The 23,930-nt window shown below is 35.1% G+C and carries 21 protein-coding genes and 1 tRNA gene; 16 read left to right on the forward strand and 6 right to left on the reverse strand.

Annotation, left to right across the window (positions count from 1 at the left end; all coding sequences use genetic code 11):
* Window positions 1–54 precede the first annotated feature (54 nt).
* The 3 genes from ACLBWE_RS05860 to epmB are packed head-to-tail and all read right to left on the reverse strand — an operon-like array spanning window position 55 to window position 4,940.
* The gene (locus ACLBWE_RS05860; RefSeq protein WP_447601686.1) at window positions 55–2,166 is read right to left on the reverse strand and encodes an EAL domain-containing protein; all 2,112 of its coding nucleotides are present in this window, start codon (window positions 2,164–2,166) and stop codon (window positions 55–57) included.
* Window positions 2,163–3,908, reverse strand: a complete 1,746-nt coding sequence (locus ACLBWE_RS05865) for a hypothetical protein (RefSeq protein ID WP_004643559.1) — start codon at window positions 3,906–3,908, stop codon at window positions 2,163–2,165. Before ACLBWE_RS05865 ends, ACLBWE_RS05860 begins: the two co-directional genes overlap by 4 nt.
* A 15-nt stretch (window positions 3,909–3,923) precedes the next feature.
* The gene (gene epmB, locus ACLBWE_RS05870; RefSeq protein ID WP_080027549.1) at window positions 3,924–4,940 is read right to left on the reverse strand and encodes an EF-P beta-lysylation protein EpmB; all 1,017 of its coding nucleotides are present in this window, start codon (window positions 4,938–4,940) and stop codon (window positions 3,924–3,926) included.
* A 73-nt stretch (window positions 4,941–5,013) separates the two neighbouring features.
* On the opposite strand from epmB, the gene efp reads away from it, so the two are divergent.
* The 16 genes from efp to ACLBWE_RS05950 all read left to right on the forward strand — a co-directional run bounded on the left by efp (window position 5,014) and on the right by ACLBWE_RS05950 (window position 17,223).
* Entirely contained in the window at window positions 5,014–5,583 is a 570-nt protein-coding gene (gene efp / locus ACLBWE_RS05875) for an elongation factor P (RefSeq protein ID WP_004643557.1), read from the forward strand.
* Window positions 5,584–5,747: 164 nt separating this feature from the next.
* Window positions 5,748–7,844: a carbon starvation CstA family protein gene (locus tag ACLBWE_RS05880; RefSeq protein ID WP_447601689.1), complete on the forward strand. Its 2,097-nt coding sequence runs from the start codon at window positions 5,748–5,750 to the stop codon at window positions 7,842–7,844.
* Window positions 7,844–8,149, forward strand: a complete 306-nt coding sequence (locus ACLBWE_RS05885) for a YbdD/YjiX family protein (RefSeq protein WP_004643555.1) — start codon at window positions 7,844–7,846, stop codon at window positions 8,147–8,149. Before ACLBWE_RS05880 ends, ACLBWE_RS05885 begins: the two co-directional genes overlap by 1 nt.
* Before the next feature lie 167 nt (window positions 8,150–8,316).
* Window positions 8,317–8,393, forward strand: a tRNA-Val gene (locus ACLBWE_RS05890).
* A gap of 192 nt (window positions 8,394–8,585) precedes the next feature.
* Complete coding sequence (locus tag ACLBWE_RS05895; RefSeq protein ID WP_447601692.1) at window positions 8,586–9,785, forward strand: tyrosine-type recombinase/integrase; 1,200 nt, start codon at window positions 8,586–8,588, stop codon at window positions 9,783–9,785.
* Window positions 9,786–9,788: 3 nt separating this feature from the next.
* Window positions 9,789–10,424: a hypothetical protein gene (locus ACLBWE_RS05900; RefSeq protein WP_447601694.1), complete on the forward strand. Its 636-nt coding sequence runs from the start codon at window positions 9,789–9,791 to the stop codon at window positions 10,422–10,424.
* Window positions 10,425–10,516: 92 nt separating this feature from the next.
* Window positions 10,517–10,648 carry a hypothetical protein gene (locus ACLBWE_RS05905; protein WP_447601696.1) on the forward strand — a complete coding sequence of 44 codons (132 nt, stop codon included), beginning with the start codon at window positions 10,517–10,519 and terminating at the stop codon, window positions 10,646–10,648.
* Between the two features lie 181 nt (window positions 10,649–10,829).
* Window positions 10,830–11,489: a hypothetical protein gene (locus ACLBWE_RS05910; protein WP_447601698.1), complete on the forward strand. Its 660-nt coding sequence runs from the start codon at window positions 10,830–10,832 to the stop codon at window positions 11,487–11,489.
* Window positions 11,470–12,429, forward strand: a complete 960-nt coding sequence (locus ACLBWE_RS05915) for a hypothetical protein (RefSeq protein ID WP_447601700.1) — start codon at window positions 11,470–11,472, stop codon at window positions 12,427–12,429. The genes ACLBWE_RS05910 and ACLBWE_RS05915 overlap by 20 nt, the downstream gene beginning before the upstream one ends.
* A 137-nt stretch (window positions 12,430–12,566) precedes the next feature.
* On the forward strand, window positions 12,567–12,782 hold the full coding sequence (locus ACLBWE_RS05920; RefSeq protein ID WP_447601702.1) for a transcriptional regulator: 216 nt from the start codon (window positions 12,567–12,569) through the stop codon (window positions 12,780–12,782).
* A gap of 3 nt (window positions 12,783–12,785) precedes the next feature.
* The gene (locus ACLBWE_RS05925) at window positions 12,786–13,499 is read left to right on the forward strand and encodes a phage antirepressor KilAC domain-containing protein (RefSeq protein ID WP_447601704.1); all 714 of its coding nucleotides are present in this window, start codon (window positions 12,786–12,788) and stop codon (window positions 13,497–13,499) included.
* Window position 13,500: 1 nt separating this feature from the next.
* A complete protein-coding gene (locus ACLBWE_RS05930) occupies window positions 13,501–13,752 on the forward strand; it encodes a hypothetical protein (RefSeq protein ID WP_447601706.1) in 252 nt (83 codons plus the stop codon).
* On the forward strand, window positions 13,739–14,065 hold the full coding sequence (locus tag ACLBWE_RS05935) for a hypothetical protein (RefSeq protein ID WP_407969593.1): 327 nt from the start codon (window positions 13,739–13,741) through the stop codon (window positions 14,063–14,065). The genes ACLBWE_RS05930 and ACLBWE_RS05935 overlap by 14 nt, the downstream gene beginning before the upstream one ends.
* A gap of 2 nt (window positions 14,066–14,067) precedes the next feature.
* Window positions 14,068–14,385, forward strand: a complete 318-nt coding sequence (locus ACLBWE_RS05940) for a hypothetical protein (protein ID WP_045125799.1) — start codon at window positions 14,068–14,070, stop codon at window positions 14,383–14,385.
* A complete protein-coding gene (locus ACLBWE_RS05945) occupies window positions 14,382–16,829 on the forward strand; it encodes a DUF927 domain-containing protein (RefSeq protein ID WP_447601709.1) in 2,448 nt (815 codons plus the stop codon). The genes ACLBWE_RS05940 and ACLBWE_RS05945 overlap by 4 nt, the downstream gene beginning before the upstream one ends.
* 151 nt (window positions 16,830–16,980) lie before the next feature.
* Window positions 16,981–17,223: a hypothetical protein gene (locus tag ACLBWE_RS05950; protein ID WP_447601711.1), complete on the forward strand. Its 243-nt coding sequence runs from the start codon at window positions 16,981–16,983 to the stop codon at window positions 17,221–17,223.
* 12 nt (window positions 17,224–17,235) lie between these two features.
* On the opposite strand, the gene ACLBWE_RS05955 is transcribed toward ACLBWE_RS05950, so the two are convergent.
* The 3 genes from ACLBWE_RS05955 to ACLBWE_RS05965 all read right to left on the reverse strand — a co-directional run bounded on the left by ACLBWE_RS05955 (window position 17,236) and on the right by ACLBWE_RS05965 (window position 23,833).
* Window positions 17,236–18,948, reverse strand: a complete 1,713-nt coding sequence (locus ACLBWE_RS05955) for a hypothetical protein (protein WP_447601713.1) — start codon at window positions 18,946–18,948, stop codon at window positions 17,236–17,238.
* A complete protein-coding gene (locus tag ACLBWE_RS05960; RefSeq protein WP_447601715.1) occupies window positions 18,945–20,672 on the reverse strand; it encodes a hypothetical protein in 1,728 nt (575 codons plus the stop codon). The genes ACLBWE_RS05955 and ACLBWE_RS05960 overlap by 4 nt, the downstream gene beginning before the upstream one ends.
* 1,718 nt (window positions 20,673–22,390) lie before the next feature.
* Complete coding sequence (locus tag ACLBWE_RS05965) at window positions 22,391–23,833, reverse strand: PucR family transcriptional regulator (RefSeq protein WP_447601717.1); 1,443 nt, start codon at window positions 23,831–23,833, stop codon at window positions 22,391–22,393.
* Between the last annotated feature and the right edge of the window lie 97 nt (window positions 23,834–23,930).

The following is a 23,930-nucleotide window of genomic DNA, read 5'->3' on the forward strand; positions in this document are numbered from 1 at the left end:
ACGAAACAAAAAACGGGCTTTATGCCCGTTTTTTGTTTATGGACGACAAGACCATTATTGGTCTTGTACGTCTGTTAATCGATCAAGTTTTTTCTGGAAATAACGACCTTGTAAGAAACGTGCTTCTACATTCCAAGCGTTTGCAAATAAGTTCATATCATCAAGATCGGCAAGTAAAATCCCTACTGGTTTTACAGTCAAATAGTTCAGAACCTTTTCTTGTAATTGCGCTAAACCAGCATCTGAGTTTAATAACTCTGTCTTCTTCGATTGCAATTTTAAATATTGAACATCAAGTTGTTGCAATATCGATTCACTATAAATAGAAGATGTGAAATCCCGAATTGAAATTTCTGCGCCGTGTTGACGTAGGCGAGCTATGTGTTGCTGTACAATTGCAAGATGTGGCTGAATCGCTTGTTCTGAAAATTGTAAAACCAATGGGCTTTCTTGCTTACTACCAATAATGGTGAGTAATTTTGAAATCAGCTCAGGGAATGATTTATCTTTGAGTAAGATATCAATATTTAAGTTAATAATCAGTTTAGCTTTCGGATACTGCGTAATAAAATTATGTAGCTGCTTGCTAGCCTCAACCAAGATCCAACGGTCTAATTGAATAGAAAGTTCGCTATCATCTCTTAATGTGGCTAAATCGTTTAAGTCGTGCCACTGTTCATCTGCAATAAAACCGCTAGTAACTTCATAGTTATGGGTTTCTTGATCATGCTTATCATAAATCTGCTGATATTTTAAATGGATTTCACCCCGTGCTAGCTGTTGCTTTAATTGTTGCAATAGAGAGGATTGCACAGGAGCATCAACATTCTGAAGGCTTAGATCAAGTGAGATAGAAGAACTAGTAGTCTCAGGAGAGATAATATCGATAGTTGGCGCTAACTCAATTTCTGACTTCGCCTTAGGTAGCTCTTGCTGACTTGTTTGATCGAGCAGCTTTGCAAAACTAGCTTCATCTAAAGGTTCAGTAATTTGCGTATAACTCAGCTTAAACTGGATCGAGTAATTAAGATCATTAATCGGTAATAAATGCTCTTTTTGCAAACTTTGCAGACTAGCCAATTGGGAGTTAAGGACTGTACTGTTTTCGGCTTGCAAAACGCCAAGATATGCCCCAAGTTCAAGATTGAAAATCGGCATTTGTGCTTGTTCTTTCAGAAAACTTTGCAGCTGATTAAAATATTGTCCAGGAGTTTGCCAATCGAGTTGAAATATACGTTCTGGGCACTGACTTAATCTAAATAAAACCAATGCATTCGCTTGAGCAGGGTGGGTTGATAGCTGTCGATTAATCTGTTGCCAAGGCGTAATTAACCCATAACTCTTTTCAGAAAAAACTGTATTTGCGGGTGTTTGTAAATCCAGTTGATAGTCAATGGTTAACTGTACGGCGTCTTCTTCCTGACTGGGAATAAATTCAAGTTTTAAAGCATTATTGCCTGAAATTGCGGCATGTTGACTCTGGATTTCAAAACGCGCCTGATCAAATTGACCTAATGAAATCTTCTTAAATCTTTGTTTAAAAATATTTAAATCATTGGGTTGTAAAACATCTAATATCGGCAGGCCAATAATCTCTTCTTCTTGCTTAAAGCCAAAAAGGTTGAGGTATTCTGTATTTGCTTTAACGTGCATGCCTTCTTGAAAAAGGGCAACTGCTTTATGGCTGTTATTGACCAATGTTTGTGTATGAGAGTGAATAGTCTCTAGTTCACTCGTCAGGCGTTGCTCAGTTTGCAATAAATGGCTATACGACAAGGTTCGAATAAGCGTGATATAAAAATAATCTAATGGTTCTAATGGAACTACATCATAAATACCTTTATGAATATAAGCCTGATATTGCTGAGGTTGATAGTCTTCAGGTTGCAATAACAAAACAGGTAAATGTGGCTGCTCAGATGCTTGAATAAGGGAGAGGGTTTGTTCAATTTTTAGGTCATAAGCACGACCGAAAATAATAGCATCCCAAGGCGTATTTAACTGTTTTTCAAAGCTTTTTAGGTCGTCAAGCAATAATGCCTGAACTTGATAATCATTCCCCAATAATAAATTTAAAATCTGGTTATAACGTAGCTGGTTGTCATCAATAATGAGTAAACGTGTTTCAGTACGTTTTAACTTTTTAGATAATAAAGAGTTTCTCACTTTAGTGCTTCCCATAAATCTTGACTGCTAGAGTTGCTATTCTTTTTCATCATGAACTGATCAAGCAGATTTTGTTGCTGCTCATTCAGAAGTTCGAAATGAAATTGAATAAAACTTTGAGTAATGAGTTGTGCTTTGAGTAGATACACTTTGATTTCTTCTGTCCCCAATCGTAAATGAATTGTTTGTTGCTCTCTAAAAATTTGTGACCCCGGTAAAATCAGCGTATTTTGTATTTCTTCTAGGTTTTGTGTTTGTAGTAATAGTGCAGGATGATAATTGCGAGTATGACGCTCAGCTTGAATATGGACTGCACAAGGGAACATGGCCTGTGACAAAATCTCTAAACCTAACTCTAGGCTTTTTTCTGTCGACTGTTTAATCCAGCGGATTACTCCACCACGCCATTGTCCATGCAAGGTTTCTTTAACTAAAATATATTCACCGGTTCTTAGATTTTTCGGTGCTTCCCCAGACCATTTAATACGATATCCATTGACACTAATATCGAGAACAGTGGTTTGATAAATGGTTTTGCTTTCACGACTTAAGCGTTGATAGGATGTCGTTTGTTGTTCTTTTTTCTCTAAATTGGATAGAACTTTAGATTCACTTTGCAAGTTGTAGTTATTGTTAAGTTGTAGCGTTTCTTCAAAGTTTTTTGCTTTCGAGAGATAGAAATGAGCCGTACTTAAACCGAAACAAATTTGTAGCTCGGCATTATATTCATAACGTTCATGACGACGTTGAGCCGTAGTACCTAAAATAGTTTGAACATGAAACTTTAAAGCTGGGCTTAAATAAAACTTTTCATTTTTGGAAATATATTGCGCATTTTTATGCATGGTTGCAGTGACATGCTCAAGTAAAGCTTGTGTGCCTATAAAAATGTTTGGGCTAAAGTTAGAGCTGCGTTTGGTGTTATAAACTGGCGGATGATCTTTATTTGGGTCGACCACATATTTCGTTAATGCTGTGTCTTTCGGCAAAATATGAATCATTCTTGCCCAGTCAAAGCTACATTGAAATAATGCCTGAATTTCTGATTGGCGAATCTGATTTGTATTTAAAATATCGAGCAAAATAAGCTGAGCATAAGCTTGAGTAATATTTGCTAGAGGGTGATGTACACCCTGAATATGGTTAATATTTACCAGATGATATTTATGCTGAACAGCAGTTTCATAGAGTTGATGTGCAATTAACCATTGTCCTTTGACGGGCTCACTATAGAGCATATGCTGCTGATATAAGAGACTGGTTAATTGTTGCAACGCATGGAAAGTAGATAAAGTACGTGCCGTTTGCAAATTCTTTTTTTGTTTATAGGCAAACAGTGAAAATTTTTGATGCTGTAATTGCTCATGGCTATTTTTGGCAATATTTAAATAAATACTGGCGAAATAGCAACGGAGCAACATCGCTAACTCAATAATGTGTTCATTACGGTCTGTGCTAATAACGCCTTGGTTAAAAAAGTTTTTTTCTAGACTCGCAAGAACGTTATTAATGGTGGGATGAAGGGTTTGTATGAGATCAAAACGTAAGGTTTCACTACATTTTAATTCATTTAGCTCTAAAATAGCTGTGAATAATGCTTTTGACGTATCGCCGAGTTGCATAATAGAAAGGGTAGTGACCCATTCATTAAGATCTTTAATATTGGCTTCACAAAAGCTTAACCGTTCACGAGTGAGTGCGGTTTGATTGTGAAAAATGTCCGATAGTGCATTATTCATCATCACTTATTATATAACTCAAAATGTTGTAGCCCCAAAAAGCGGTGTTTTATTCTTTTCGCCCGCAATTTCCCTGACGAGTTTAGGAACCAAATACCCCGGTAGGTTCGCTAACACATCACGATATATATCATCTATCTCAGATGGTATTAAATCAAAATGTTGTGCACCTTTTACTTTATCTAAAACATGTAAGTAATAAGGCATAACGCGAGCTTCAAATAAACGATAACTTAAATCAATTAATGTTTGCGCAGAATCATTAACACCTTTAAGCAAAACTGCCTGATTAAGTACAGTAATGTGCTCGGCAGATAACTGCAACAATTTTGAACAGGTAAAGTCATCGAGTTCAGAAGCGTGGTTTGAGTGTACCACCAGAATAATACGCAGCCTACTGTTTTTTAATAAAGAAATAAGCTCTTCGTCGATACGGTTTGGAATAACAATTGGAACTCGTGAATGAATTCTCAGAATCTTAATTTGTTTGAGAGATGATAAACGTTCTAGCCAAAGTGCTATTTTACGATTAGAAAGCGTAAGGGGGTCTCCACCACTCAAAATGATTTCATTAATGTGCGGATTCGCTTCAATATAGTTTTTTATATTTGGCCAATCATCATTTTTCGGTAAATTTTCTTGATAGGGAAAATGACGACGGAAACAATAACGGCAATGTACGGCACATGCACCCGTCAAAGTCAGTAAAAAACGTGATTGATATTTATGTAATACACCCGGTAATTGATTTGCTGCTTCTTCGCCTAAAGGGTCAGTTACAAATTCAGGATGTTCCTCAAGTTCTAAATGATGAGGTAAAACCTGTAGCAAAAGCGGGTCAAAAGGGTTTTTAGCGTTCATTTTTCCGACGAACGCACGAGGAACCCGTAATTTAAACTGTTCAGAAGCCAGAATCGCACCTGATAATAGCTGATCGGTGGATAACTCGAGTAGGTTTAGCAACTCCAAAGGATCTGTAATAAGGTCACTCAGTTGCGATTGCCAGTTTTGCTCTTGGTATAAATAGTTTATCATTTGACACGATTAAGATAATGCAACAACGCATTATATCGCATAGTTGACTTGTTAAGTTTGGAGTGTGCCAGTCATGGCCAATTATTCTACAAATGATTTCAAGCCGGGCCTTAAGGTCATGCTTGACAGTAACCCATGTTCAATCATGGAAAATGAATACGTAAAACCAGGTAAAGGTCAAGCGTTCAACCGCGTAAAATTACGTAACCTTAGAACTGGTAAAGTTTTAGAAAAAACTTTTAAGTCTGGCGATACTGTAGAAGCGGCTGACATCGTAGAAGTAGAAATGGACTACTTATACAATGATGGCGAACTTTGGAACTTCATGGATCCTGTAACTTTTGAGCAAATCGCTGCAGACAAAACTGCAATGGGCGATGCAGCTAAATGGTTAAAAGACGATTCAAATGAAAAATGTACTATTATGTTGTTCAACGGCGTGCCTTTAACTGTAAGTGCACCGAACTTCGTAGTATTAAAAATTGTTGAAACTGATCCAGGTGTACGCGGTGATACATCTGGCGGTGGCGGTAAACCAGCTAAGCTTGAAACAGGTGCGGTTGTTCGTGTTCCGTTATTTGTTCAGCAAGAAGATAGCGTTCGTGTAGATACTCGTACTGGCGATTATTTAGAGCGTGCATAATAGTTAAAAAATAAACTATTATCGAAGGGATGATGTAAATCATCCCTTTTTTTATGCGAAAGTATAAGAGGAAAAAAATTAAAGGAGGAGTACAGTCACAAGGATTTGATAGAACAGTACATAACAATATAAAAATGCTGTAGTTATTTATTGAGAGGTTAAGAATGGACACAATGCAAGCGAAATCTACGCTTCCCTCCAAGCTGGTCTGGAGCCTAGTGGCAATTATAGGTGCAATTTCTTTTGGGATGCTGGCACTCAGTCGTGGTGAACATGTCAATGCGGTTTGGCTTGTACTTGCTGCAGCATGTGTATATAGCATCGCATATCGATTTTATAGTCTATTTATTGCAACTAAAGTATTTGAATTAAACCCAAGACGTTTAACCCCAGCACATCGTTTAGCCGATGGTCTGGATTATGTTCCCACCAATAAATACGTACTTTTTGGTCATCACTTTGCGGCAATTGCCGGAGCGGGACCATTAGTCGGGCCAATTTTGGCTGCACAAATGGGTTTTTTACCAGGGACAATCTGGCTACTGGTCGGTGTGGTTGTCGCGGGTGCAGTACAAGACTTCTTAGTTTTATTTATTTCAACGCGTCGAGACGGTCGTTCGCTTGGTGAAATGGCAAAACAGGAACTGGGTTCTTTTGCTGGTATCGTTGTAATGCTTGGCGCGCTAGGGGTAATGATTATTATCCTTGCGGTATTGGCCTTAGTTGTGGTTAAAGCACTTGCCCATAGTCCATGGGGTGTTTTTACTATTGCAGCAACTATTCCCATTGCATTATTTATGGGCGTTTACATGCGATTTATTCGCCCAGGACGTATTGCTGAAGTTTCTATTATTGGCTTCGTCTTAATGATGCTTGCCATTGTTTACGGTGGACATGTTGCAGCAGATCCTTACTGGGGTGAATTTTTCACCTTAACAGGAACACAGCTTACATGGTGCTTAATCATTTATGGATTTATCGCATCAGTTTTACCTGTCTGGTTATTGTTAGCACCACGTGATTATCTATCAACATTCCTTAAAATTGGTGTCATTCTCGGTTTAGCAGTCGGTATTATCATTGCATTACCTGAACTGAAAATGCCAGCAGTGACTCATTTTATTGACGGTACTGGCCCTGTTTTCTCAGGTAGCTTATTCCCATTCCTATTTATTACCATTGCTTGTGGTGCTATTTCTGGTTTCCATGCACTTGTATCAAGTGGTACAACACCAAAGCTCATTGATAACGAAGCAGATATTCGCGTGATTGGTTATGGCGGTATGCTCATGGAGTCTTTCGTCGGTATTATGGCGATGATCTGTGCAACTGTCTTAGACCCAGGCGTGTACTTTGCAATTAATGCACCTGCGGCTGTACTGGGTACAACTGTAGAAACTGCGGCAGAAGCGGTTCGTAATTTAGGATTTGTTGTTACCCCTGAAATGTTAACGCTGTTGGCACAGGAAGTCGGAGAAACTTCGATTCTTTCACGTACAGGTGGTGCGCCTACCTTTGCAATTGGTATGGCACATATCATTTCGGAAATTTTCAATAGCCGTTCAATGATGGCATTTTGGTATCACTTTGCGATTTTATTTGAAGCGTTATTCATTTTAACTGCTGTAGATGCCGGAACTCGTGCTTGTCGTTTTATGGTGCAAGACACAGTGGGTATTGTAATTCCTGCGGTTAAATCTTCTGGTTCATTCGTGGGTAACTTAGTGGGTACAGCAGTTGCAGTAGGTGGATGGGGATTCTTCGTCTATCAAGGTGTGATTGATCCACTGGGTGGTGTTAACTCCTTATGGCCTCTGTTTGGTGTTGGTAACCAGATGCTGGCTTCAATGGCACTCATTTTGGGTACAGTTATTCTGTTTAAAATGAAAAAAGAAAAATATGTATGGGTGACGATCATCCCAACAATTTTCTTATTCGTGACCTGTATGACTGCGGGTTGGCAAAAGATTTTCCACGAAAATCCAAAGATTGGTTTCTTAGCGCAAGCAAATAGATTTTCAGATGCAATCGCTCGTGGTGAAATTCTTAAACCAGCCAAAACTATTGCTGAGATGCAAAACATTGTGATGTCGAATCAGATTAATGCTGCGCTTTGTGGCTTCTTTATGATTGTATCGATTGTCATGATTATTGCTTCAATTGGTATTGTGCGTCGTGCTTTAGCAAGCCCAACACCGACTGTAAATGAATCCCCAGCTGTATATGCCGATTCGGAAGTGGTAACTCCACGAGGAGAGTAATGATGAATTTTAAATTTGCAAAAAATGGAACTGTCATTATTGCGAAAATCATCAAAATGACGGTGCTCTCACAAAAAGAGCTATTGCTCTCTCCAAAGAACTGGTCACGCATTGCAACACTGTGGCAGCGTTTGCAGCAAAGCTTTCGCTTGATGGTTGGAGTGCCAGATTATCAAACTTATCTGGAACACATGAAGCTTCATCATTCTGATTTAACACCAATGGATGCTAAAACTTTCTATCGCTATTGTGTCGATGCGCGTTATCCATCGGCTGGCGGTACTTTAAAGAAATGTCCTTGTTAAGTTGAGAGTTAAATTCAGCTAAACAAAACGGTATGTGGTTAAACCATGTACCGTTTTTCTTTTTTGGGAAATGAAAAAAGTTTGCTTAAAGTCTGCTCATTTGTATTTTTTTCAATTGAAAATCACTTGTTTTGCTTTTGAAAAATGAATATGATGCTTTCCATTCTAGGTGTATAGCTCAGTTGGTTAGAGCGCTACGTTGACATCGTAGAGGTCTCCAGTTCGAGTCTGGATATACCTACCAAGATATTAAAATCATATAAACTCGAATAGCTTTATATGACTTGAAAAAGCCCTAAATTATAATGATTTAGGGCTTTTTTATTGCTTTATATAAACTAACATAAACTCATATAGCAGATCGATCCTTGTATCATCGTGTGTATCATGATTCAATTACTGAACTCATGATACAAGCTTGTTTGCCATAATTTGTATGAAAAGAACCGCAATTAAGAAAAGACCCTTATCTGATACGACTTTGGCCAGTCTTGAGCCAGAAGATAAAGACTATAGAGAACTGGATAGTAATGGTCTGTATTTCCTTGTACAAAAGAAAGGAAATAAATCATGGCAATTAAGATATAAAAAACCTGATGGTAAGTGGTCATGGATGGGGCTAGGAGCTTATCCAGCTATTAGTGGTTCATTAGCTAGAAAGAAGGCTAATGAAATCTTAACTAAGCTCTCTAATGGTGAGATGATACAAACTAAAGCAGATATAAGAAAACAAGCAATTGAGCAAGAAGAACTGCTATTCAAACATCTCATGTATGACTGGCTAAATACTAAAGAGCCAAATTGGGGATTTGATACTTTTGATAAGGCGAAGAAATCTATTGAAAGGCACATTATTCCTGCTTTTGGAAATAGAGACTTTACTAGTATTTCACCTAAAGAATGGTTTGATTTCTTCCAAAGTCTACAGCGTGATTTAGGTATTTATACTCAAACTGAAAAGCTGACGTCTTATTGTCGTAATGCATATGATTGGGCAAAGTTCCAAGAGAAAATAAAATTTAATCCGTTAGAAGGTATAACAAAACATCTTGATAAAAATCAGGGCGGGAATATGAAGTTTGTCGATATTGATGAATTTCCTGCTTTGATTAGAGCTATCAGAAGTTATCCTAAACGGGATAAAGCAATTGGTTTGGAATTATTTGCTTTATTGTTTCCACGTCCTGTCGAATTAAGATATGCGACTTGGGATCAATTTGATCTTGATAAAGCTGTGTGGATTAAGCCAGCTGTAATCATGAAAAAAGATATTTCTCATGCTGTACCTTTGCCTCCTCAGGCTATAGTTCTTTTAAAAGAATTATTAACTTATAAAACTGAGTCTAATTTTCTGTTCCCTGGCAGAGGAAGCTTAAGCGAGCCGGTATCTGATAATACGTTTAATACTGCATTAAATCGATTGGGATATAAAGATAGACAAAATCCTCATGGCTTTAGACACATTGCTAGTACTCAGCTAAACAATAGATTTAGTGATAAAGAGCAGGTAGTAGAAGCCACACTGGCACATTTAAAGAAAGGTGTTAAAGGTGTCTATGACAAAGGAGCCCACTTTGAAGAGCGTATAGGGATGATGCAGTGGTGGGCAGATGAGATTGATAGGATCATTAAATAAAATATGAATAATGTTAAAAGCTATTTAGAAGATCAACTGTCTGCATTGAAGTTTGATCTTGATCTCACAGTACAAGAATTTTACGAGTCAAAAGGAGTAGAAGTTTTTCACTTTCCGTCCGAAATAATAGATGTAATAAAGGAAAATATCATTGAAGATGGGGTAAAAGATGAAGTAGAAATTAATAGTATTGGACACAAGTTTCTATATCGAGTTTTTGAAAAGAAACATGATGAATCTACTGAATATTTTTACTATAGAATGATGATTTCACTTTCTTTTTGTGAATTTTATCTTGAAAGAAGTAATTTAACAAAGGTTATAAGGCACCTTAATTCTTTTCATTTTTTTAATGGTGTAAATACATCAAAAAATGAAATTAAAATACAAAAGTTACAGCGTATTGACGATGGTCGAAAAAAGGGACAAATAGATAGTATTAAATCTCAAAAAATAATTGAAGAATTGCTGATTACACGGGTTTGGGATAGTCGAAGCCAATTTTATATTTATGCGCAAGAAGAGGTAAGAAAACATGAAATTTCTCGCTCATTGAAATCTATTGAAAAGGACTTTAGTTTAGTTAAAGGTCAGATTGAAAATTATAACCAATACTTTAAACACAAGGGCAAAAAATAAATAATCCCCCAAAGCTGCTTTGGAGATATTAATCTATATTTCTATGTGAATAATTAAGTACATCCCTGTTAATTTTGAAAGGATGTATCTAGATGTCGAATAAAATTAATCAAACCAGAAAAATCATTTCAGGTTCAGTAAAGCCACATCATAAAACGCTGTTAGACGCGCTAAATTTAATTTTGAATATCATTCGTCTTTTGCTTGAACTCATCAATATTTAATTTCTATAGATCTAAAACTAGTGCGCGACACGATTAGACGTATTACTTGGCTTTATATGTTCTTATTTAGTTTTTTATCACTTATATTTGTTTCGCTAAGCCTAGGTTAGCTCCCGAAAGTCAGATACCCAATCTGATTGGCTTAGCTATTTCTAAATGGGAATTTTGTGCTGTGGGAGGCATGATGTATAACGAACATAATAATTGTTCTGGCTATTCAGAATATGCTGAATGGTTAAGGTTATCTGATATTCTAAATGAATGGTGTAAAGCAGATAGAACATGCCGAGAAGTCAAGCAACTTGCTATTCTTGGGGCTTGTGAGAATGGTGAAATAGCGTATACAAGAAGTGATGGTAAAACCTTTGATGACCCAGTTATAGATCTTCAAGGGCGTGGGATACTTTTAATCAATAAAAGCTCATTTAATGAGTGGAAAAATAGAATAGAGCAAATAGAGACAGCATCTATTACAACTCAACCTCATACCAACTTACTGGACTTTCTAAATAGTATCGATTCTGAATATATCAGTATTGGGGATGCTATTGATGCTATTCATAAGCATATTGGGTTAGAGCAAGATATTAATAAAGCTATACAAGTTTTGAATCTTGCAATTGGTAAAGCACCAAACAAACCTAATATATACAAAAGATATGATTTTAGTGGATGGGAAAAGGTAACCATTACTCAACAATATGGATCAGTTGATATTCATTGGTTTGCACAAGATCAATATATTACAGAAGTTAAGAAGACTAATACTATTCGGGGCGCAATTGATTTAGAGATAAGTACAAGAAGACAAAAGGAGTTAGATGATGAATTACCATTCTGAGACATTAGCTTTTAAAAAGTCTGAGCTTTTAGCTGTCTTGCAAGCTATTGATAAAAACTTTAGTTTCGATCCTATTAAGCCAAGTGAGCCGCCATTACAAAGAGTAATATCAGCAGATAAACCGGATTTATTTGACTATAATAAAATAATTTTTAAAAAACCGTTACTTACTCAGTATGAAGCAGCATGTATCATATCGGGAATTGGTTTGTACTTAGTCCTAGCATTCAATGATGAGTTTGAAGCAAAAATTGAATATCCAAATTGGGGAGGGGCCTTAGATTATATAAAAACATGTATAAAAGAGGGGCTGTTAGAAACTGAAGGCTCGGTTATAGAGCATATTAAGCGTGATGATTTAAAATCATTTTTAGCTTCAGAAAATATTATTATTGAAGGGTTTAATAATAATTTTAAGCCAGATAATTTTATAGAGAAAGAGCAACTAATACTTCAGCAAGTAGAGCTAAGTGATGAAAAAATTAATGTAGAGATAGCAAATTTAAGTGGACTTGTGGCTAAACAAAAACTAGAGATTGAACAATTAAAAAAAGATATAGCGAACGAAAGGGCGATTTCTCTTTCATCATGGACTGATAAAAATGAAGCGGAAAAAGAGGTTGCTAAATTACAGGAACACATTAAACAACTAGAAAGCGAGCAAACCTTAGAAAAATCAGATGAAAGCGAACTTTTATCTTTAATTTTTGATGAATCAGCTACAGACAGATACGCGCCAGATTTAGTACTTTCCATAAAGTTATGGAAAGCGATCTATATAGATAATCCGAAAAATGATAGCCATAGTAATAAAGCTAATAATTGGATTTGTATGAATACAGATTATGAATTAACTAGGCCATCTGCTACAAAATTAAGAGAAATAACCAACCCTTTAGTCAACTGGTCAACGCATAGAGATAGAAGTTATAAAAAATAATTTTACTTTAAGTTGTTGATTTATATATACCCTACCTACTTAAGGTAGGGTATTTTTTTACGTTACCTATCTTACCTGAGGTAATACCTAATTTGATTTTATTGCTCCATCAAACACAACTGTATGGAGTCAAATAAATGCAACCAATCCGAGTTACATATAACCAAGCATGCAAATTATTGAGTATTAAGCGCAATGCTTTGCGTGAGCTCACCATAAATGATCCAACTTTCCCTAAAGCTTATAAAGCTGGTACAACTCGCCAGGCACCAGTCTATTTTGATTATGCACAACTAATTGAGTGGCATAACAACCAAATCAAAAGCCAAACCAATGCAGAATTGGAGGCTTAACTCATGAATCAATTAGTTAATCCATCAATTCTTAAGATGACTAGTTTAGAAATTTCTGAGTTGGTTCAATCTGAGCATAGAAATGTAAAAGTCTCAATTGAGAGACTTATGCAAAAAGGTGTTATTCGAAATACTCCAATGACGAATTTCGAAAGAATCAATAATTTAGGGTTTATTTCAAAAGTTGGTGTATATGTTTTTGAAGGTGAGCAAGGCAAACGAGACAGCATTATTGTTGTTGCTCAGCTTTGCCCTGAGTTCACGGCGATTTTAGTCGATCGCTGGCAAGAACTTGAATATAAAGTTAAGGATGAAGTGGTGGTAGATATCTCTAATCCTCATGCTTTACGCCGTGCTCTTTTGGACTATACAGAGCAAGTAATTCAACTTGAAACTCAGAACCAGTCTTTAGAACGAACAATCGATACCATTACTCAAACTCCTGCAGGTGTAAAGTTTCAGCAAGCCTGCAAAATATTAAATATTAAAAGAGAAGTATTGGCCAACTGGCTACGTAAACATGGTTGGGATCGCAAGCTTAACGGAGTACGTGCTTCAACTTACTACAGTCAGGAGCGCGGTTATTGCGAAACCAAGTATGAAGAAGTTGCTCGGGTCCGTCCTAATGGAGATCCTTACACCTTTACCAAAATAGAGTTCTTCATCCTTCCTAAGGGTATGAACGTTCTGGCTAAACATTTTGGTAAGGGGGCTTAAAATGAAGAGTTTTGTTTTAGCTTCATATGCTCCACTTACTGAAGACGATGATAAAGCAGATTTGGTTGTGAATGACCAAGCCATGAAGTTTATTGAAACCCTCGCCATAAATGGCGAGCTTCAAGATGTTAAAGATACCCGAGAATTATTATTGAAAAAGCCTTCTGTACAGGACGTTTTAGTCCTGCACGCTGGCAGCCTTCAGGTATTACTCACCAGCATTATGGGGGAACCACCTTATGGAAAAGCATAAGAATCTGTTACCCATATTTTTAACAATACTTCTTGCAAGCTGTCATGTGCCTAGTTATGCTAAGGACGTTCATCAAAAAGCAGATGAGCTAACCTTGGCCGGTTACAAGTTTTCACTAGGCGCACAGTCCGCTCATAGGACTTTTTTTGTGCGTGAAATCTCTATGCACCTGCATGTTATGGCGGGGCTGGAGAGGGACACCTTCGGGTGTGCAGGTGACCTAGTGAGCCTGTCGGCCAACCCTTTTCAGCTTCGCCACCCTCATTTGGCCGTGAATGGTGAAGCTTCTAATGAATCGCTAGGAGCGCATTAATCATGCCTAATAACAACTCATCTTTAAAAAATTCTCATATAGAAATTGCTATAAAAACTTATGACGCCAGTGATGTGTCTGAAGGTTATGCGCTGGCATATGAACAGGTTGCTGACCTCGCCGTAATGCTTGATTCGATTCGTAGTAAATATGAAAAAACAGCAGAGTACTTACAACAAGTCTATAGCGTGCCAGAAAGTGTATTTAAGGATTTAAAACGTCTTTTGAGTATTACGGATAGCATGATTGATGAAAATCTGGAGTTTTCCAAAGCACAAGAAGACCAGTTTCAAAAAGAATATGAGGAGTCACAAGCATGACTAAACGTGACACCTCAAACATGAAGCCAAGTGAAGTTTTGACTCATTGTCAGTTATATACACCTGATCAAACTGAATATCTGCAGCATAAAATTATCCAGCGTTTTGGTGGACCAAATCAGGCTATTTATATTGATCAAAATAGAGTTGAGATAGATAACGTTGAATACTCTAACCCCATAGTTTTACCGATCTATAACGGCGAATTGAGTATTGTCCAATGCGCCGTTATAGAAAGTGGAAAAACTATTTCTATCTTTCCTGATGGATTAGCAAGAGGGTTTACCTATTATGGTGAACTCCAGCCTGATAAGCCTGTAATTATTACTTATAGCCTCGAGTCTTTCTTTAAGGTCGCTTCTAGTGGGTTATCCGTAGTTTTAGTTGTACTAAATAACTTATGTGCTTCGCGCTTAGCAAAATCGCTTAAGGCTTTCGATTTTGAGCAGATCCAGTTTGTCATCAATCAATTGGCGCAAGCTGGATTTAAAAAGCTTTACCTGCCTGTACGACCTGAATATTTCAAAAATGATGCTTTCCAGAAGCTCGAGCAGAATACTTGTGTTCGCTTAATTAATCAGTACCAGAAAATTGATGAGAGTGAATTTCTAATCGAACTCACTAAAGATGAAGATCCAGAAGAAGTTTCTGCATTTTTAAAAGAAGCCATTGCTAGACTTCCTCATACTGAACCTTTACCAAAAGGCCATATGGCCAAGCCATTCAAATGGGGTGATGGACGCTTTCATCTTTTAGAATCTGGATTGTACTTTTTAGAAACGAATAACAAAGGAGATGACTATAAGCGTTATATCTCTAGTCCTATTAAAGTTGTTGCTCTGACCCGAGATAATTCTAGTACCTCATGGGGGCGGTTGCTTGAATGGTACGATCCAGATGGTATTAAGCATCTACAAGCTGTTTCTATGGAGTTCTTCCAGTCTGACGGCGTAGAACTACGTAAAGCACTTTCTTATCAAGGAATGACCATAGCACCGGATGCTAAAGCAAGAAGTCTATTACAAAGCTATCTGATGAGTTATCCAGTCGAGCAAAGGGCGTTATGTGTCGATCGTGTGGGCTGGCATGATGAGGTGTATGTATTACCTCATTGTGAAGTTGGCCAAAGTAAAGAGAACGATTTAATTGTCTATCAGGCTATTCACGGTTTAGATAATCGCTATCAACGCAACGGCACATTAATTCAATGGAGAGAAGAGGTATCTAAGCCCGCACAGAACCATAACAAGTTAGTGTGTGCCATTAGCACGGCGTTTGCTGGCCAGCTTTTAGGCCCACTTGAACAACAGAATGGAGCTGGTGTTCACTTTGTTGGGAAATCATCTAAAGGTAAATCAACAGCATTATTTTTAGGTTGTAGTGTATGGGGTAAACCGAGCCGTTTTTATCGTACATGGAGAGCAACTGGTAATGCTTTGGAACATACGGCCTATATGCACAATGATAGCTTTTTAGCTTTAGATGAGATTGGGGAAATTGCTAATCCTAAAGAGTTAGGCAACATTGTGTATATGCTGGCCAATGGTTTAGGTAAGGCACGTTTAAATAAGCAAATTACGGCTAAGCCTGCTTTTAACTGGAAGCTTATCTTTCTTTCAAGTGGGGAAGAAGGGCTAAAGGATATTATGGCCAAGCATGGTCAAAAGGCCAAACTAGGACAAGAGATTCGCTTAATCGATATTGATGTAGATCAGTCAGAGTATGGTGTGTTTGACAGTATTGATTTTGCTTCCGATGGTGCAATGCAATCTAGAATGTTAGTAGAGCATTCGAACATGTATTACGGCGAAGCAGGTATAGCGTGGCTTGAATATCTCTGTAGCGATAAAAATGAAATTATTAAACAAGCACGACAGTTATGGGAACAATATCGAGAACCATTGATTGCTGGTCATTCAGAAGGACATATTATTCGTGTAGCGAATACATTCGCCTTGATTGCTACAGCTGGTGAACTGGCAACACAAGCTGGAATAACGGGTTGGAAAAGCGGCACTGCATTTAATGCTATACGGGCTGTGTTTGAACAATGGTTAGGTAGTTTTGATCGAGTTGGGAATTATGAAGATTTGGAAATTCTGGCTCAAATTAAAGCTTTTTTTGAAGCACATGGTAATAGTCGTTTTGAATGTATGACACCAGATGCGGAACATCTAGATAAAGTTATTAATCGAGTAGGTTACTGGAAGATTGAGAACGGCGAAAAGAAATATCTGGTCTATCCGGAACAGTTCAAAAAAGAGCTTTGCAAAGGGCTGAATCCTAAACGTGTCGGTAAGTTACTTATACAACGTGGATGGCTGGATCATCTTAATAATGGCAAGTCTACAAAGCTCACTCGAGGTATTGATGGTATGCCTAAAGCAATTCCTATGTATGTATTTAATGAAAAGGTACTCACAGATGATCTGGATGAACTCTAGGAATGGCGAAAAAACTGAGGTTACAAAGGTTACTGAGGTTACAGCCTTATAGGGCAAGGCTTTTAGGGCGTAACCTTTTAAAAAAGTGAAAAGGTTACAGATTGCTGAGGTTACACAGATTTATCTAATTTACTAATACGTGAGCAATAAAATGGCAATGAATAAGAAAGAATTTTTAATAATGCTTGAACAGCAAGAAGGGTACGCCGTGAATGATTGGAAGTCTCTTAAGAAAGAGATTCCACCATATGGCCAATCTATTATTACCATAGGTAAAGATGAAGAAGGATATTTCTATCACACCAATAAGGAGTTCCTGAAAGGGGATGAGGAAATCCTTATTGGTATGGGAGTGACTGATTGGCAAATAAAAAATATAAAAACTCAGAATTAAATAATAAATGAGTTAATTATCAAGTGGAATTGAAAGCATGCTCAAAAAATAATGAAAAGGAACAGGAAGTCTATAGTGCCTGCATGCTGTGAGAATTAAAGGAGAAAACTCATACTTTATAGCTGACAAGTCATTTATTTTCTGATTTTCTTTACATTCACTTTTGATTTGTTTGAATGCGGTATCTAATTCTTCAAAGGAAATACCAGTTAAAGCAGTACCATGAATATCAGTATTTTTATAGAAATGTTCTTCTGAGTATTCGTCTGGATTCCATATCTGCATTGTACATTCAGAAATATACTCTTTTACTATACTTTTTAAGATGTTTAATGATTCTGTGTTTTGAAAGTAATAAGAAAAAAAAGCTAATAATGGATAAAGAATTGAACCTTTCGTTACAGACTTTCTATACGTTTCAGAGCTACTACTTGGATGTTGAATAAGGCTAAGATATTCATTAAGAGTAGAAGGATATCTTCTATTTGATCTAAATGATTCATAGATAATATGAGTCATATCTGTTAACCAGCTATTTATATCTTTATCATTCTGTTCATTTTCTAAAAGGAATAAAATAGCAAGGGAAATTTCTATAGCTTGCTCATCTTTGTATGGTTGAAATAAAATAGGATTATTTAAAATTAATTGCTTGATCGATTTTGATAATTCTTCATATTGCTCTAAAGCTTTTTCTTGAAAAACCTCTTCCTGTTTGTAAGAGTATAAACGACTATAAAACCAATTTGACCATAAACCAAATAATGCTGTTTTACCTAAAATATCAAATAGTTTTAAATTTACGTCTACCTCAGAGTTAGGATGTACCGCAGCAGATAATGCATGTAATTTATCGCAATGCTTCAATATTTTATCAAGATAGTTTTGATTAATAGAGAAATAAAGCATTAATATTGAATTAAAAATATTTTTAATTTTTTTTGAATTTTGGTTTTTTGATGTCGCATGTAATTTAAATATAGTCCAACTTAATAGAATTAACCTTTCAGATGATAAGAAAGCTGATTCAAGATTGTTTTCGCCTTTGCACCATGAATTAAGGATACCTAAAGCTAGATAACATTGTCTAAGAGAAGTGAGATGTTCTTTTACATCTTTCGATTCTAGTCCAGTAAATATAAAAGATAATAAACTTTTAAAATTTGCGAAAGAAACCTCCGGTTGATCGACTAATGCTAGAGATTTTCTAAGTAAAGATTTTACCTCTTCATTTAAAAATAATTGTTCATTAAAAAGATATTTTTCTAAATAACCTGCAATACGATCACCGCCCCATCTAGTGAAGCTAATTGTATCTGTTGAGTTTAATTTTTCATATTGCGCAATGTTTAGTTCCAATTCTTGTTTTAGATCGCCACCAAATGTGAGGCATATCTCGATTGGAAAATTTTTAAACTCAACTGGGATATGGGTTGGAATATACACATCTCTAATTTCATTTAATGACGGGCGTAAATCTTGAGAATTACCGCTATCCCAATCTTGTCTTCCGAGATGACCAGATTTGATAGAAAATAAGTATATTTTTTGGGGACCATCTTCTATTGAACCAAATGCGGAAATATCAACTCCATATTGTCGATTTCCTATACTTGGTGCAGATAAAACTTGTAATCCCATCTGTGAAAGTAAGTCTGGTAAAAGTGCATCTAGTTCATTTCTTTCTTTTAAAGAGGCTAAGTATTCTTTAATAATTAATTTCATTTTAATGCCTCACCTCTGCAATGTATTAAAAAGTTATAAAGAGTAAGAGGATCCAATATTTCCATTGAAGGAAATTCTATACTATGACTAAATTTTTGCATTTGGACTGTTTGACGAAAACTTCCTTGTGGCGTATGTACAAGGAAAGCTGAACTATTACCATATAATAGTGTACTTGTTGAAAAACTTGCTATTAGAGAGTTCTCATTTGGTTCTTCAAATCTTTTTTGCATTAAGTCTTGTTGATATTTTCTATAAGTATAGCTCTCTAATTGAGATGGCCTCAATTCCTTAATTTTATAAGCTTCATTAAGGTTTTTATGATATTCATCTAAATGTTTTAAACATTCATCAATATGTTTTTTAATTTTTTTATCTACTTTTTTTCTTTGTTCTATTATGTAATCATGAACTTTTCCTGAATAACTTATAAGAAGGGGGTTGAAAATTAAATTAAAAATCTTTTTTATTATTTCTTGATCTGTACAAGTTTCTAATGTAGAAAAAATTAAACTAATTGCTGTTATGGGATTTGTAAAATACCAGCCACATGCTTTTCTCGCTAAATAGTAAAGATCATTATCATGATTTTCTTCTAATTGATTTAAGTCAAAATAAATAATTATTTCTTTTTCTAAAATAAGATTTCCTGCTGATCTACATAAAAAACCATCTTTACTTAAAAACCATCTGGTAATTAAAAATGATAAATCTTCTTTATTTTCTTCACTTAACAAGTAGTAAGATAAGAAAAAATTAAAATTTTTAATGGAAATTTTATACTCGGATTGTATGAAAATTCTTTCTAGAAATTTTATTACCATTTCAAAATGTTGGGAAGAAATATTGTATAAAATGTGATCTATTTTTCGTAATGTATTGATTGAATCTAATTCGACATTTTCTAATTTATCTAATAAAAATTGAATCATTTCAATATCAAATTCTTTTCCATTGCTTTGCAACTCTACGGCTAATGAATGTAAAACAATTTGATTTGAAGGATCTAGATTGACTACATCATTAAGTTTTTTAAAAATTTGGGGCTTTAGATCTTTTTCCCTAATGTAAAATTTAAGTAATGTATATGTGAGACCACAAAGAATATTTTCATTAGAGTTACTAATACTTTTTTCAATAATTAATTTTGAGACTTCACCATTGATAGGAATGTTTTTAATATTTCCTAAGGCTAATAATGTATTTGCCACTATGTGATTTTTTTCAGATTTTAATAAATTCATGATTCTATCTAAGCAAATTTCTTCACTGTTTCTAGAAAGTGCATATAGAGTAGGAGTGATTAGATTGATAGAAATATCTATATTAATTTTTAGAATATAATCTAAAGCTAAAATCGCCTGTTCCAAATCTTGTCCAATTGTTTTTTCATATATACCTATAAGATGAGAGTATTCAATATTATTTTTTAATACTAATTTTTCAATGGTTGAGACTAGATCGGCAATAGAGTAATTTTTAATGTACTTGGAAGATTTATTAATAAAATCAAATAATATATATGTATCTATTTTATTTTCATAAGACTCAAAATTTGCTAATTCTTTGAAGATATTTACTTTCTCACTATTGTGGATTTCAGCAAAAAAGTATGCTAGATCATCATTATCAATATATTTTAAATATATGTTATATATGGATATTAGTGGTGATTCACTTTTAAAATTCTGTTCCCATAGTTTAGAAAAATCATTTTTTGTCATATCAAACCTCGAGATTTAAATCGTAAAATACTAAAACTATCTGCATTGAGTTGTTCTTATTAAATTTTGGATGTCAACATATCTTTTATAATAATACCTCATCTCAATATATCCACCAACCTTATGAATTCTTTGAAAATTAACATTCTTTGTTGTTTTGTTTTTGAACTATAAATTTATTAAAAATTATAGAATCTCGCCAGACAATTGTCATCTAAAACACAATTTACATAGCTCTCAAATCTTTATAGCGTAACCCTTACTTCAAGTTTTCTCAAAAAAGAGTTTCGTCTAGCTACGTCTAGCAAAAATTAGTCTTACGGATCTATATCTTTGAATAGTATTGAAATAGGTTCTAACTTATATAGAGTAAGCTTTACGTCTATTTTGACAAATACTGTTTCGTAAGGCTACGTAAGAGTAAATATCTTTAAATTCCTCATTAAAGGCTGACTAAATTTTTCCATTCATTTTTTGATTTTGTATGACTACGTATAACAAAAAGAGACAACTTTAACTCGAAATCACTTCTCATTTCCTTGCTGACCAACTTATAGAATGATTAATCAATTGCTTTCAAAAGCCCACGAATAATATATCTCATCTCTTTTTGATAATTGAAATTTCATCAAGGGACATCAAGGAAACTTCTACTTTTTACTTATACGAAGTGTTTGCAATTTACCTTGACAGACCACTCTCAAAAAGCTGACTAGATTTGCTTTTAAATCCCTTATATACCAATGGTTACCGGTTATTTGTGTGAGTTTTTAAAAAATTGAATTTCGTCAAGGTACGTCAAGGAAACTTCTATTTTTTGCGTATATGAGAGGATTGCAATTTAGGTTGACAGCATGTCTCCTGAAAACATATTAAATTTTCTTTAAATTATTTATATATTAATGCCTTATATGGTTTTAATTGATTTTGAGAAACTGAGTTTCGTCAACCTATGTCAACCTAAATTTAAATTACATGTCAAAGTTTTATATTCAATTATTTATCTAGTAATAGTAAGAACATTTAGCTGTACAGCAATATTTTTGAAAATAGCTTCTATGCTAGGCAGTGCAATGGTTTCAGCCTTTTTATAATTTTCATTTCGTACAGCTACGTACAATAAAAAACATGATTTTTATTCAATTCTATCTAAGTACATCTAAGTAATTACTTGGACGGCTCAGCTCTGAATTTTGATTTAAAATCATCTATAAGCTATGTATATCAATGGATACGGTGGATTTCTAGGAACTATGTTTATCCAAATCTGTCCAAGTAGGTCCAAGTAAATTTTGCTTTACGGCGATTTATATAAAATACGCTGTAAGCTATGTACCATAAGGATTTTAGTATTTTTCAATTATTCATCTCGTAAAGCTACGTAAAGCAAAAACTAATTTTGTTGGACAGAGCTTATATTTTGATTTATCTGAAAGCTAGATATAGAAAGGCTTAGAGTGAGTTTTGAAACCTTGAGTTTGTCAAACTATGTCAAACAAAAGTTTAGAGTTGAAGGGGAATAATTTTGTTTTACAATCCTAGAGAGGGGAAGTGGTTCTAAACCATGATATATAGACATTAAAATGTTCTCTTTATTGTTGCGTTCATAGAACAAAAAATTAATTTTTATGTGAAATCATTACTTTACTGGTTAATAAGATTACGCTCTGTGGAGAGAATAATCTTATAAAAAAACAATCTCAATATAAGGGTTTTAATTAAGAATCCTGCAACAATCCTATGGTTTTTGCTGCTTCTAAAGCTATCCAAAACCGTGTAATACCTAAGCTTGTTGTGGGCTTTATACCGGTTAATTCTTCAATAACTTTCAATCTATAGACTAGTGTCTGCCTATGAATATCTAATTTTGAAGCGGTGACCTTCCAATTGCCATCATATTTTAAAAATACAGCTAGAGTTTTGAGCAATGGTAGGGAGTTAGTTTGTTCATATTCTAAAATACGGCCAAAATAATGACCAACAACAGTTCTTGCTTCTGCAACAGTCTTAGGACCTAAGGCTAGTTCTAGATCTAGATGGTTGTAGTGAATTAAGTCGGTTTGGCTTTCTTTGATTCTTCCTAAAGCTAAACATGACTGAAAAATACTTTCTTTGAAACCAAGCATTGCTGTAATTGGACTACTTATACCTATTTTTGTTCCTTTTCCAAAATAATTAATAAGCGCATTTAATAAATTACTATCGTCAGGAAGTACCGCAAATATTCTATTTTCATCAAGAGAAAATAATGGATAAATTTTATAAAATTCAGGTATGTGGTGAATATCTATGTATTGACGAGATCCTTTGTTTGAGGGATCAATGGCTATAGTGACTAATTTACCTAGTAAGCCACGTCTTTCTAACATAATTTTTGCAGCGCCAAATTCAATTTCCCCATTTAACAAGTCATCGAATAAAGCCTCACCTTCTTCTCGAATTCCATCACGGTCTATCATTTCACGTTCTAGCTCAATACTAAGTAAGCCAGCTAATATGCGGGGTAAAAATGTCTCATCAAAAAAACGTGACTCTTTATTAATAATATTTAGAGTAGTTTGGGTTCTACCCGGTATTTTCACACTATAGGGAACATTATCTTTTTGTACCGGAGTACTAAAATTAAAAATAGGAGTGAGTGTTTCATTATCTAAGATTTGTAAATTTAAAGATAACTTTTGCCCGATAATCTGTAATCGTTCATCTAATTGTGAACTTTCCCATAACGCATCAGTATAGACTTGAAATAGCTTATTTCCTGCGTCAAAACGGTCTCTTTGAGCTTGCAAAACGCTCTCAATTACCAAACGGGCTAATCTTAAAAACTCTAAATCAAAACTAGCCCCTAATATTGGAAATCCTAAATCAGTTGCTTCATCTAGCATCTCTTGAGTAATAGAAGGTGCAAAATCTCTAGGGGCAATAACAAGGGCACTAGCTTGAGCTTCAGCAAGCTGACGTAACCATTCTATCTGTTCAATCGGTTCTGTTGGTAAACCGCCACCAGTAGTCATTACGAGGGTACCAGGTGATATCCAATGCCAAGGATCTGGTAAATCTACAGCATGGGCCCATTTAACTATATGTTTGCCACCTGATCTACCAGATTTAAAAGTTAGGCCTAAATTGTTGTTTTTCACCAATTCATCAACGGTAATCATAAGCATCCTGCTTTTTTCATCATACATTTGTATAAAAGATAGCAGTTTTTATGCTTATCTTACCAATAGAATCGTGTTTAACATGGGCTTAACATCC

This window comes from Acinetobacter sp. M5A5_2a (assembly GCF_053345265.1).

What these genes read in the sequence shown, in the direction of transcription:
- ACLBWE_RS05865 (WP_004643559.1), bottom strand. Translation starts at nt 3,908, where the DNA reads ATGATGAATAATGCACTATCGGACATTTTTCACAATCAAACCGCACTC.
- ACLBWE_RS05910 (WP_447601698.1), top strand. Translation starts at nt 10,830, where the DNA reads ATGATGTATAACGAACATAATAATTGTTCTGGCTATTCAGAATATGCT.
- efp (WP_004643557.1), top strand. Translation starts at nt 5,014, where the DNA reads ATGGCCAATTATTCTACAAATGATTTCAAGCCGGGCCTTAAGGTCATG.
- ACLBWE_RS05950 (WP_447601711.1), top strand. Translation starts at nt 16,981, where the DNA reads ATGGCAATGAATAAGAAAGAATTTTTAATAATGCTTGAACAGCAAGAA.
- ACLBWE_RS05880 (WP_447601689.1), top strand. Translation starts at nt 5,748, where the DNA reads ATGGACACAATGCAAGCGAAATCTACGCTTCCCTCCAAGCTGGTCTGG.
- ACLBWE_RS05905 (WP_447601696.1), top strand. Translation starts at nt 10,517, where the DNA reads ATGTCGAATAAAATTAATCAAACCAGAAAAATCATTTCAGGTTCAGTA.
- ACLBWE_RS05900 (WP_447601694.1), top strand. Translation starts at nt 9,789, where the DNA reads ATGAATAATGTTAAAAGCTATTTAGAAGATCAACTGTCTGCATTGAAG.
- ACLBWE_RS05935 (WP_407969593.1), top strand. Translation starts at nt 13,739, where the DNA reads ATGGAAAAGCATAAGAATCTGTTACCCATATTTTTAACAATACTTCTT.
- ACLBWE_RS05885 (WP_004643555.1), top strand. Translation starts at nt 7,844, where the DNA reads ATGATGAATTTTAAATTTGCAAAAAATGGAACTGTCATTATTGCGAAA.
- ACLBWE_RS05965 (WP_447601717.1), bottom strand. Translation starts at nt 23,833, where the DNA reads ATGATTACCGTTGATGAATTGGTGAAAAACAACAATTTAGGCCTAACT.
- ACLBWE_RS05925 (WP_447601704.1), top strand. Translation starts at nt 12,786, where the DNA reads ATGAATCAATTAGTTAATCCATCAATTCTTAAGATGACTAGTTTAGAA.
- ACLBWE_RS05895 (WP_447601692.1), top strand. Translation starts at nt 8,586, where the DNA reads ATGAAAAGAACCGCAATTAAGAAAAGACCCTTATCTGATACGACTTTG.
- ACLBWE_RS05940 (WP_045125799.1), top strand. Translation starts at nt 14,068, where the DNA reads ATGCCTAATAACAACTCATCTTTAAAAAATTCTCATATAGAAATTGCT.
- ACLBWE_RS05945 (WP_447601709.1), top strand. Translation starts at nt 14,382, where the DNA reads ATGACTAAACGTGACACCTCAAACATGAAGCCAAGTGAAGTTTTGACT.
- ACLBWE_RS05915 (WP_447601700.1), top strand. Translation starts at nt 11,470, where the DNA reads ATGATGAATTACCATTCTGAGACATTAGCTTTTAAAAAGTCTGAGCTT.
- ACLBWE_RS05920 (WP_447601702.1), top strand. Translation starts at nt 12,567, where the DNA reads ATGCAACCAATCCGAGTTACATATAACCAAGCATGCAAATTATTGAGT.
- ACLBWE_RS05955 (WP_447601713.1), bottom strand. Translation starts at nt 18,948, where the DNA reads ATGAAATTAATTATTAAAGAATACTTAGCCTCTTTAAAAGAAAGAAAT.
- epmB (WP_080027549.1), bottom strand. Translation starts at nt 4,940, where the DNA reads ATGATAAACTATTTATACCAAGAGCAAAACTGGCAATCGCAACTGAGT.
- ACLBWE_RS05960 (WP_447601715.1), bottom strand. Translation starts at nt 20,672, where the DNA reads ATGACAAAAAATGATTTTTCTAAACTATGGGAACAGAATTTTAAAAGT.
- ACLBWE_RS05930 (WP_447601706.1), top strand. Translation starts at nt 13,501, where the DNA reads ATGAAGAGTTTTGTTTTAGCTTCATATGCTCCACTTACTGAAGACGAT.